At 69.8% G+C, this 8,760-nt stretch carries 8 protein-coding genes; all 8 read left to right on the top strand.

What is annotated here, in order from left to right; translation table 11 throughout:
* Positions 1 to 20 precede the first annotated feature (20 nt).
* The 8 genes from ACPCK6_RS12320 to ACPCK6_RS12355 all read left to right on the top strand — a co-directional run bounded on the left by ACPCK6_RS12320 (position 21) and on the right by ACPCK6_RS12355 (position 7,715).
* Positions 21 to 560 (top strand): F0F1 ATP synthase subunit B, encoded by a 540-nt coding sequence (locus ACPCK6_RS12320; protein ID WP_194800588.1) that lies wholly within the window; start codon positions 21 to 23, stop codon positions 558 to 560.
* Positions 560 to 1,381, top strand: a complete 822-nt coding sequence (locus ACPCK6_RS12325) for a F0F1 ATP synthase subunit delta (protein WP_423481163.1) — start codon at positions 560 to 562, stop codon at positions 1,379 to 1,381. Before ACPCK6_RS12320 ends, ACPCK6_RS12325 begins: the two co-directional genes overlap by 1 nt.
* Positions 1,382 to 1,466: 85 nt before the next feature.
* Entirely contained in the window at positions 1,467 to 3,119 is a 1,653-nt protein-coding gene (gene atpA / locus ACPCK6_RS12330; protein ID WP_318335482.1) for a F0F1 ATP synthase subunit alpha, read from the top strand.
* Positions 3,120 to 3,123: 4 nt separating this feature from the next.
* Complete coding sequence (locus ACPCK6_RS12335) at positions 3,124 to 4,053, top strand: F0F1 ATP synthase subunit gamma (protein WP_396881223.1); 930 nt, start codon at positions 3,124 to 3,126, stop codon at positions 4,051 to 4,053.
* A complete protein-coding gene (gene atpD, locus ACPCK6_RS12340; RefSeq protein ID WP_396881224.1) occupies positions 4,053 to 5,498 on the top strand; it encodes a F0F1 ATP synthase subunit beta in 1,446 nt (481 codons plus the stop codon). The genes ACPCK6_RS12335 and atpD overlap by 1 nt, the downstream gene beginning before the upstream one ends.
* Before the next feature lie 215 nt (positions 5,499 to 5,713).
* A complete protein-coding gene (locus ACPCK6_RS12345) occupies positions 5,714 to 6,859 on the top strand; it encodes an LCP family protein (RefSeq protein WP_318335479.1) in 1,146 nt (381 codons plus the stop codon).
* A gap of 109 nt (positions 6,860 to 6,968) precedes the next feature.
* A complete protein-coding gene (locus ACPCK6_RS12350; protein WP_047893558.1) occupies positions 6,969 to 7,247 on the top strand; it encodes a F0F1 ATP synthase subunit epsilon in 279 nt (92 codons plus the stop codon).
* A 12-nt stretch (positions 7,248 to 7,259) separates the two neighbouring features.
* A complete protein-coding gene (locus tag ACPCK6_RS12355) occupies positions 7,260 to 7,715 on the top strand; it encodes a DUF2550 domain-containing protein (RefSeq protein ID WP_396881227.1) in 456 nt (151 codons plus the stop codon).
* The last annotated feature ends 1,045 nt before the right edge of the window (positions 7,716 to 8,760 follow it).

Here is an 8,760-nt window from a genome sequence, read left to right on the forward strand (position 1 = left end):
TTTGACCGGGAGGTTTTCCCATGTACTTCCTCGCCGCTGAGGGTGGTGAGACGACCCACAACCCGATCATCCCGCTCTGGCAGGAGATCGTGGTCGGCCTGGTCGCCTTCGGTGTCCTCTGCTTCGTGCTGATGAAGTTCGTCTTCCCGCGCATGGAGCAGACGTTCCAGGCCCGGGTGGACGCGATCGAGGGCGGCATCAAGCGCGCCGAGGCCGCGCAGGCCGAGGCGAACCAGCTGCTCGAGCAGTACCGGGCCCAGCTCGCGGAGGCGCGTACCGACGCCGCCAAGATCCGTGACGACGCCCGTGCCGACGCCGAGGGCATCCGCCAGGACATCCTCGCCAAGGCGCGCGAGGAGTCCGACCGGATCATCGCCGCCGGCAAGGAGCAGCTCGCCGCGGAGCGGGCCACCATCGTGCGTGAGCTGCGCACCGAGGTCGGCACCATCGCGGTGGACCTGGCCAGCAAGATCGTCGGTGAGTCGCTCGCCGACGAGGCGCGTCGCAAGGGCACCGTCGACCGGTTCCTGAGCGGTCTCGAGAGCACGGGGGCCCGCTGATGCAGGCCGCCAGCCGGGAGTCGTACTCCGCCGGGGCCGAGCGCCTCGACGCGTACGCCCGCGGCGCGGAGCCGTCGGCGGTGGCCTCCACCGCCGACGACATCCTCTCCGTCGCCGCCCTGCTGCGGCGGGAGCCGCGGCTGCGCCGGGCGCTGTCCGACCCGGCGCGCTCGGGTGAGGACCGCACCGCTCTGCTCACCGGGATCCTGAGCGGCAAGGTCGGCGCGGACGCGCTCGACCTGCTCACCGTGCTGGTCTCCGGTCGCTGGTCGGCCCCGTCGGAGCTGCTCGACGGCGTCGAGCGGCTCGGCGTGGAGGCGCTCCTGGCGAGCGCCGACTCGACCGGCGAGCTGGGCGAGGTCGAGGACGAGCTGTTCCGCTTCGGGCAGGTCGTCTCCGGCTCCGGCGAGCTGTCCAACGCGCTCTCCGACCCGATGGCCACTGTCGAGCGGCGGGCCGAACTGGCCCGGCAGCTGCTCGCCGGCAAGGCCCGGCCGGTCACCGTCCGCCTCGTCGAGGCCGCGCTCGCCGGCTTCGGGGGACGCTCCTTCACCGGTGCGCTCACCCGGCTGGTCGAGCTGGCCGCCGACCGGAGGGACCGTCAGGTCGCTTACGTGACCGTGGCGGCTCCGCTGAACGACGAGGAGGAGCGACGCCTCGGTGCCCGCCTCTCCCAGATGTACGGTCGGGAGGTGTCCGTCAAGCAGACGGTCGACCCCGACGTGCTCGGCGGAGTGCGCGTACGGGTCGGATCCGACCTGTACGACGGGACCGTCCTGCGCCGCCTCAACGAGACCCGCAACGCGCTCGCGAAGCGCTGACCAGCGTCTTAGCAGCCCTGATTCGACGCCATCGGACCGGTCGGTACTAGGTATCCCGGGCCCCTGATACTTAAGGAAGCAGAGGATGGCCGAGCTGACCATCTCGACGGAGGAGATCCGCGGCGCCCTGGAGCGCTACGTCTCCTCCTACACGGCCGACGTCTCCCGCGAGGAGGTCGGCACCGTCGCCGACGCCGGTGACGGCATCGCCCACGTCGAGGGTCTCCCCTCGACCATGACCAACGAGCTCCTGGAGTTCGAGGACGGCACGCTCGGCGTGGCGCTGAACCTCGACGTCCGGGAGATCGGTGTCGTCGTCCTCGGTGACTTCGGCGGGATCGAAGAGGGTCAGCGCGTCAAGCGCACCGGCCGGGTGCTCTCCGTGCCGGTCGGCGACGCCTTCCTCGGCCGCGTGGTCAACGCGCTGGGCGAGCCGATCGACGGCCTCGGCGACATCGCCAACGAGGGCTACCGCGAGCTGGAGCTCCAGGCCCCGAACGTGATGGCCCGCAAGTCGGTCGACGAGCCCCTCCAGACGGGCATCAAGGCCGTCGACGCGATGACCCCGATCGGCCGCGGCCAGCGCCAGCTGATCATCGGTGACCGCAAGACCGGCAAGACCACCGTCGCGCTGGACACCATCCTCAACCAGCGTGAGAACTGGCGCTCCGGCGACCCGAAGAAGCAGGTCCGCTGCATCTACGTCGCGATCGGCCAGAAGGCCTCCACCATCGCCTCCATCAAGGGGACGCTGGAGGAGGCGGGCGCGATGGAGTACACCACCATCGTCGCCTCCCCGGCCTCCGACCCGGCCGGCTTCAAGTACCTCGCCCCCTACACCGGCTCGTCCATCGGGCAGCACTGGATGTACGGCGGCAAGCACGTCCTGATCGTCTTCGACGACCTGAGCAAGCAGGCCGAGGCGTACCGCGCCGTGTCGCTGCTGCTGCGCCGCCCGCCGGGCCGTGAGGCCTACCCGGGTGACGTCTTCTACCTGCACTCGCGTCTGCTGGAGCGCTGCGCCAAGCTCTCCGACGAGCTGGGCGGCGGCTCGATGACCGGTCTGCCGATCATCGAGACCAAGGCGAACGACATCTCGGCGTTCATCCCGACCAACGTCATCTCCATCACCGACGGCCAGATCTTCCTCGAGACCGACCTGTTCAACCAGGGCGTCCGGCCGGCCATCAACGTCGGCACCTCGGTCTCCCGGGTCGGTGGCGCCGCGCAGGTGAAGCCGATGAAGAAGGTCGCCGGCTCGCTGCGGCTGAACCTGGCCCAGTTCCGCGAGCTGGAGGCGTTCGCCGCCTTCGCCTCCGACCTGGACCGGGCCTCCCGGGCCCAGCTGGACCGCGGTTCCCGCCTGGTCGAGCTGCTCAAGCAGCCGAACTACTCGCCGTACCCGGTGCAGGAGCAGGTCGTCTCCGTCTGGGCCGGCACCGAGGGCAAGCTGGACGACGTCCCGGTCGGCGAGGTCCGCCGCTTCGAGTCCGAGTTCCTCCAGTACCTCCGGCACAAGCACGAGGGCGTCCTGGCCGGGATCGCGGACAACAAGTGGGACGACGAGATCATCTCCTCGCTCGACTCCGCGATCGCCGAGTTCAAGCAGGTCTTCCTGGGCAAGGAGGACGAGGTCCGGGTCAACGACGCGCCGGCCAAGCCGCTGGAGGGCGAGGAGACCCGCGAGACGGTGACCCGCTTCCGCGACGGCACCACCGACCGCCCGGCCGAGAGCTGATCCGATGGCCGCCCAGGTACGCGTTCTCCGGCAGCGGATCCGTTCCGCCAAGGGGATGAAGAAGATCACCAAGGCGATGGAGCTCGTCGCGACGAGCCGCATCGCCAAGGCCCAGGCCAAGGTTGCGGCGTCGCTGCCGTACGCCGAGGCGATCACCGGCGTGCTGACGGCGCTGGCCTCGAACGCGCGGATCGACCACCCGCTGCTCACCGCGCGCGAGCGGGTGCGGCGGGCGGGCGTCCTGCTGGTCACCGCCGACCGGGGCCTGGCCGGCGGTTACAGCTCGAACGCGATCCGGACCGCCGAGTCGCTGATCGCCCGCCTGCGTGCCGACGGCAAGGAGCCCGTGCTCTACGTCATCGGCCGCAAGGGCGTGGCGTTCTACCGGTTCCGCAACCGGCAGATCGCCGCCAGCTGGACGGGCTTCTCCGAGCAGCCGTCGTTCGAGGACGCCCGCGAGGTCGGTGAGACGCTGATCAAGGCGTTCACCGCCGGCGCGGACGACACCGACAACGACGCCGGCGCCGACGGGATCCTCGGCGTGGACGAACTGCACATCGTCTACACCGAGTTCAAGTCCCTGATGACGCAGAACCCGGTGACCCGGATCGTCGGGCCGATGCAGGTCGAGGACCGGCCCCGGTCCGAGGGCCTGCTGCCGGCGTACGAGTTCGAGCCGGAGCCGGAGTCGCTGCTCGACGCCCTGCTGCCGAAGTACATCAACACGCGGATCTACGCGGCGTTGCTGGAGTCGGCGGCCAGTGAGTCGGCCGCCCGTCGGCGGGCGATGAAGAGCGCCACCGACAACGCCGAAGAGATGATCGAGAAGTACACGCGTGAGATGAACTCGGCCCGTCAGGCCGGCATCACCCAGGAGATCAGTGAGATCGTCGGCGGCGCGAACGCGCTGGCCGCGTCGGGAAGTGAAGTGTGATGACTGTATCCGCAGTTGAGACCAAGACGGCCACGGGTCGCGTGGTCCGGGTCATCGGCCCGGTCGTCGACGCCGAGTTCCCGCGCGACGGCATGCCGGACCTGTTCAACGCCCTGCACGTCAACGTGACGCTCTCCGGCGGCGAGAAGACGCTGACCCTGGAGGTCGCCCAGCACCTGGGTGACAACCTGGTCCGCGCCATCTCGATGCAGCCGACCGACGGCCTGGTCCGCGGCACCGAGGTGCGCGACACCGGCGCGCCGATCAGCGTGCCGGTGGGCGACGCGGTCAAGGGCCACGTGTTCAACGCGATCGGCGAGTGCCTCAACCTCACCGAGGGCGAGACCATCCAGGCCGACGACCGGTGGGGCATCCACCGCAAGGCCCCGGCCTTCGCCGACCTGGAGCCGAAGACCGAGATGCTGGAGACCGGCATCAAGGTCATCGACCTGCTCGCCCCGTACGTCAAGGGCGGCAAGATCGGCCTGTTCGGCGGCGCGGGCGTGGGCAAGACGGTGCTCATCCAGGAGATGATCACCCGTGTGGCCCGGAACTTCGGTGGTACCTCGGTCTTCGCCGGCGTGGGTGAGCGCACCCGCGAGGGCAACGACCTCATCGCCGAGATGACCGAGTCGGGCGTCATCGACAAGACCGCGCTGGTCTACGGCCAGATGGACGAGCCGCCGGGCACCCGCCTGCGGGTCGCGCTGTCGGCCCTGACCATGGCGGAGTACTTCCGTGACGTGAAGAAGCAGGAGGTGCTGCTCTTCATCGACAACATCTTCCGCTTCACCCAGGCCGGTTCCGAGGTGTCCACGCTGCTCGGCCGTATGCCGAGCGCCGTGGGTTACCAGCCGACCCTGGCCGACGAGATGGGCGAGCTCCAGGAGCGGATCACCTCCGTCCGGGGCCAGGCCATCACCTCGATGCAGGCGATCTACGTGCCCGCCGACGACTACACCGACCCGGCGCCGGCCACCACGTTCGCCCACCTCGACGCGACCACCAACCTGGAGCGGTCGATCTCCGACAAGGGCATCTACCCGGCCGTGGACCCGCTGGCGTCCTCGTCCCGGATCCTCGCCCCGGAGTTCGTCGGCGAGGAGCACTTCGCCGTCGCCACCGAGGTGAAGCGGATCCTGCAGCGCTACAAGGACCTGCAGGACATCATCGCCATCCTCGGTATCGAGGAGCTCTCCGAGGAGGACAAGCTCACCGTCGGCCGCGCCCGCCGGATCGAGCGGTTCCTCTCGCAGAACACGTACGCGGCGGAGCAGTTCACCGGCGTGCCCGGCTCGACGGTCCCGATCGCCGAGACCATCGACGCCTTCCGCCGGATCAGCGAGGGGGAGTTCGACCACTTCCCGGAGCAGGCGTTCTTCATGTGCGGCGGCCTGGACGACCTTCGGGCCAAGGCCAAGGAGCTGATGGGCGAGGAGGGCTGAGAGCCCGCTCACAACCCACGAGGGCCGTCCCGGCGAAAGCCGGGGCGGCCTTCGCCTTTTCGGGCCACTCCACTACCAGATGCCCGGTTCTCCAGCAAGCAGTTCGCCGGATCGCGCGGTACCGTTCCTGACACGACTTCACATCCTGGCCGTTGATCTCTGCAACCAAACGGACCCCCGCGCCCGTCTTCCTACCCGTGGCGCGACGATTGGAGATGCTCGTGGGTGGTAAGGGCGGCGCGGATCGCGGCAAGCGGTCCATGTGGCGCGGCGTGCCCCGGTGGGCCCGCGTCTGCACGATCCTGGGCATCGTCATGGTGGTGCTCAGCGGCTCCGTGCTGATCGGCTCCCGCGCCCTCGTCGCCCGCTACGAGGGATCTGTCGGCAAGGCCGACCTCTTCGGTGACCAGGCCGCCGGCGCCAACGAGAAGAAGAGCGACATCAAGGGTCCGCTCAACATCCTGCTCGTCGGCGTGGACCCCCGGACCGCGACCGCCCGCCCGCTGGCCGACTCGATCATGGTTCTGCACGTGCCCGCCACCATGGACCGCGGCTACCTCTTCTCGCTCCCGCGCGACCTGCGGGTGGACATCCCGGAGTTCCCCAAGGCCGACTACTCGGGCGCCAACGACCGGCTCAACGCGGCCATGTCGCACGGCAGCAACGTGCCCGGACAGAACCCCAGCACCGCGCAGGGCTTCGAGCTGCTCGCCAAGACCGTGCAGGAGGTCACCGGCATCAAGCGCTTCGACGCCGGGGCGATCATCAACTTCAGCGGCTTCAAGAAGATCGTCGACGCGATGGGCGGCGTCGACATGTACATCGAGCGGGAGGTGCGCTCCGAGCACCTCCAGCCGGACGGCACGCCGCGCCAGCTCAAGCCCGGCGGCGGTGGCTACCTCGGACCCCAGGCGGTGTACGAGAAGGGCAACGCCCACCTCAAGGGCTGGCAGGCGCTGGACTACGTCCGGCAGCGCTACCCGAAGAACGGTGTGCCGGACGCCGACTACGGCCGGCAGCGGCACCAGCAGCAGTTCGTCAAGGCGATGGTGAGCCAGGCGTTCAGCGCCGACGTGGTGGCCAACCCGGTCAAGCTGGACCGGGTGCTGCGCGCGGCCGGGAAGTCCCTGGTGTTCAACGGCCGGGGCAACAGCGTCGTCGACTTCGGCCTGGCGCTGAAGGACATCCGGCCCGAGGCGATCGAGACGATCAAGCTGCCGGGCGGCCCGATCGGCAGCGGCAGCAACTACCGGGGCGAGCAACTGCTCGAGCCGGCGGAGGACTTCTTCACCGCCCTGCGTACCGAACAGCTCGACGCGTTCCTGCTGGAGCACCCCGACTTCAAGCAGAAGACCAAGTAGCCTGAGCGGGTGCGGGGCCATGGTGGTCCGGCTCTCACCACCCGCGTTGGGTGGGCTGCGGGGTCGCGACTAGACTTTCGGCAATCCGCCGCCGCAGCAAGGAGACAGCGTGGCACAGCAGCTTCACGTCGAGCTCGTAGCCGTCGAGGAGAAGGTCTGGACCGGCGAGGCCGAGATGGTCGTCGCCCGGACGACCGAGGGTGAGCTCGGTGTGCTGCCGGGGCACGCACCGCTGCTCGGCCAGCTCGCCGAACCCAGCCAGGTACGCATCAAGCAGGCCGGGGGCCAGCAGGTCGCGTACGACGTGGCCGGCGGCTTCCTGTCGGTGACCGGTGAGGGCGTCACGGTCCTCGCCGAGAGCGCAACCCCCGCCACCCCGGCCCGCTGAGCCGACCCGCCGATGGAGATCGTCGAAGGGATCGGAATCGGCGTCGCGATCGTCGTCGTCGCGCTTCTGATCCTCTTCATCCGGCGGGCCCTGTTCACGCGTAGCGGTGGCATCATCCGGCTGAGCGTCCGGGTCAACACGATCCTCGACGGTCGTGGCTGGTCACCCGGGTTCGGTCGCTTCGTGGGCGACGAACTCCGCTGGTACCGCATGTTCAGCTTCGCGCTGCGCCCCAAGCGGGTGCTCTCCCGCAAGGGGCTGGCGGTCGAGCGCCGTCGGCTGCCCGAGGGGCAGGAGCGCATGTCCATGCCCGTCGAGTGGGTGATCCTGCGCTGTACCAGCCACCACGCGCCGATCGAGATCGCCATGGCGCGATCCACCGTGACCGGATTCCTGTCCTGGCTCGAGGCCGCCCCACCCGGGGCGGTCTCGCCGCGTCTGGCCTCCCAGGACTGGCCCGCCGCCTGACCCCCACCCTCCCCGCCGCCCCTCCCCGGTTCACGGGGGCCGTGCCGGGGCGCCTCCGCTGACGCCGATCTTGGAGTTGTGGCGCCAGGAAATGCTGGCTTCGCACCGTTTCGCGAGGCACCACAACTCCAAGATCCCCGCACCCCTCCCCGGCGTCGCCCGCGATCTTGCACTTGGAGCCCCGGCAAACCTCGTAAGCGGGACGCACTGAGGGCTCGAACTGCAAGATCGCGCGGCCAGTCGTGCGAGCGCCCAGCGTCGTCGCGCTCCTCGCACCGAGCCGGCCCCGCTCGGGCCGACCCCTCTCGGGCCGACCTAGCTCGGGCCGACCCCGCTCGGGCCGACCCCGCTCGGGCCGACCTAGCTCGGGCCGACCTCGCCCTGCGTCGGTCCCGCCCAGGCCGGCTCTGACCGGCCAGCCCCGCCTGGGTCGGGTCGATCATGAACTTGGCGGCATTTGGTGTCCGGTTTGTCGTCGCTAACCTCATGATCGACGGCCCTGGGCGGGTGGTGGTGCCATCCGTGCACGCGAGCCCGCCCCACGCGCCCTCCGCCGCCTCGGCGACCGAGCCAGCCGTAGATCTTGGTACGAAACGGCCTCTATGAGGGCACTTTCGTACCAAGATCTACGACTGTTCCTGGAATGCGGACATGTGTCTCAAGTGACGGGAGACGGTACTGGCGGAGGGCTCCGAGGGGCTCTGAGGCGCGGGGGTCGGGGGTTGGGAGTGCCGGGCAGCATTGCCGGTTCGGCGTGTGGGTGTGGTGCCGGGTCCGGGCGTGTGGGTGGGGTGTCCGGTTCGGGGGTGGTGGGCGGCACTCTGACGGCGGAATCGTCGGCGGGTGCCGGGCGTTGTAACCGGGTGAACGACCGAGCACCGGCCGCGCCGCCGAGCGAGGCGGTGCTGGCTGTGGGAACAGACCCAGGGCCCTGGTCGTTGAGCATGGTTCCGACGACGTGAACCCCCGCGCCGCGCCCCGTGGCGGCGCGAGATCGGCCCGGGAATGATGCCGGGTGGCGGGTCGTTGGACATGCTTGCGGCGC

Source organism: Micromonospora sp. AB353 (assembly GCF_049538395.1).
Taxonomy (GTDB): domain Bacteria; phylum Actinomycetota; class Actinomycetes; order Mycobacteriales; family Micromonosporaceae; genus Micromonospora; species Micromonospora aurantiaca.

Excerpts from the sequence above, each read along its gene's own strand:
- ACPCK6_RS12320 (WP_194800588.1), top strand. The coding sequence starts at position 21 with ATGTACTTCCTCGCCGCTGAGGGTGGTGAGACGACCCACAACCCGATC.
- ACPCK6_RS12325 (WP_423481163.1), top strand. The coding sequence starts at position 560 with ATGCAGGCCGCCAGCCGGGAGTCGTACTCCGCCGGGGCCGAGCGCCTC.
- atpA (WP_318335482.1), top strand. The coding sequence starts at position 1,467 with ATGGCCGAGCTGACCATCTCGACGGAGGAGATCCGCGGCGCCCTGGAG.
- ACPCK6_RS12335 (WP_396881223.1), top strand. The coding sequence starts at position 3,124 with ATGGCCGCCCAGGTACGCGTTCTCCGGCAGCGGATCCGTTCCGCCAAG.
- atpD (WP_396881224.1), top strand. The coding sequence starts at position 4,053 with ATGACTGTATCCGCAGTTGAGACCAAGACGGCCACGGGTCGCGTGGTC.
- ACPCK6_RS12345 (WP_318335479.1), top strand. The coding sequence starts at position 5,714 with ATGCTCGTGGGTGGTAAGGGCGGCGCGGATCGCGGCAAGCGGTCCATG.
- ACPCK6_RS12355 (WP_396881227.1), top strand. The coding sequence starts at position 7,260 with ATGGAGATCGTCGAAGGGATCGGAATCGGCGTCGCGATCGTCGTCGTC.